The sequence below is a fragment of the Streptomyces fructofermentans genome (genome assembly GCF_014651055.1).
Taxonomy (GTDB): domain Bacteria; phylum Actinomycetota; class Actinomycetes; order Streptomycetales; family Streptomycetaceae; genus Streptomyces; species Streptomyces fructofermentans.
The window spans coordinates 1-1,167 of record NZ_BMWD01000077.1 but is presented as its reverse complement, the minus strand read 5'-3'; the positions used below and the strand labels follow the sequence as shown (position 1 = coordinate 1,167).

Genomic DNA, 1,167 nt, shown 5'->3' with positions numbered 1-1,167 from the left:
TTCTCGTGCTCGGCGTGGACTTCGCGCGGAGGGCGGTAACCCACCGCCGAGTGGAGGCGTTTGCGATTGTACCAGAATTCGATGTAGCGAGTGATGTCCCGCCGTGCGGCCTCTCGGGTCAGGTAAGTCACCCTTGATACACGCTCGTTCTTCAGGGCACCGAAGAATGATTCGGCCATGGCGTTGTCGAAACAGATCCCGGTGCGGCCGGCAGATCTGCGGAGCCCGAAGCGGTCCAGCGCCCTCCCGAACTCGGCTGACATGTAGTTACTTCCGCGATCCGAGTGAAATATCGCGCCGGCCGAGAGGTTCCTGTTCCGTGCCGCGTTGCGGATCGCCCTGGATATCAGCGGAGTCTGGTAGTGGTCGTCCATCGCGTAACCGATGACTTCCTTCGTGCAGCAGTCAATAACCGTCGCGAGGTACAGCCAGCCTTCCCCGGTCGCGATATAGGTAATGTCACCGACGAGCTTCTCGCCGGGCGCATCCGCGGTGAAGTCGCGGCCGACGAGGTCCGGCACCTGGCCGGCCGCAGCCTGAGTGAGGTTGAACCTCTTCGGCCGTGGCAGGCAGGGAACCAGGCCCAGTTCGCGCATGAGGCGGCGGACCAGCTCCACGCCCGCGGCGACGCCCCAGCGGTGCAGCTGGGCCTGGACGCGCCGGTGCCCGTAGGTGCTGTCGGACATGTCAAAGGCCTTCTCGATGAGCAATTTCAGTTCTCCGCGTCGATGGGCTGTCGCGGATTCCGGGCGGGATCGCCAGTCGTAGTAGCCGGATCTGGAGACGCCGAGTCGGCCGCACATGAACTCGACGCTGTATGCGTACTTCTCGGTGTCGAGCCGCATCTCGTCGATGAACTCGTACTTGCTTGCTACCGGGGATCCTTCGCGAAGTACGCTGCGGCTTTTTTCAGGAAAGTCACTTCCATCTCCAGCTCGCGGTTGCGTCGTTCGAGTTCCCTCAGGCGTGCCCGCTCGTTCACCGTCAGTTCCGCATCGGGGGCCGGTTCCTGCTGCTTCTGGTACTTCTTCACCCAGCCGCGTAGCGTCTCCGAGTTCAGCTCAAGCTCCCGGGCGACTTCGGAGATCGTCTTGCTTGACCTCAACGCGATCTGGACGGCTTCCTCGCGGAACTCCGGCGAGTATTTACTGGGTGGCGCCACTTCTT

The 1,167-nt window shown here is 62.6% G+C and carries 1 protein-coding gene; it reads right to left on the bottom strand.

Annotated features, from left to right (window positions below; translation table 11 throughout):
- Positions 1-1,162, bottom strand: a protein-coding gene (locus IE265_RS38035) for an IS3 family transposase (RefSeq protein WP_190040372.1) whose coding sequence is annotated in 2 segments (ribosomal slippage) — positions 1-898 and positions 898-1,162 — 1,163 coding nt annotated over the 2 segments. Because the reading frame shifts where the segments join, the coding sequence is not laid out codon by codon here. This gene is flagged as partial in the annotation.
- Positions 1,163-1,167 lie beyond the last annotated feature (5 nt).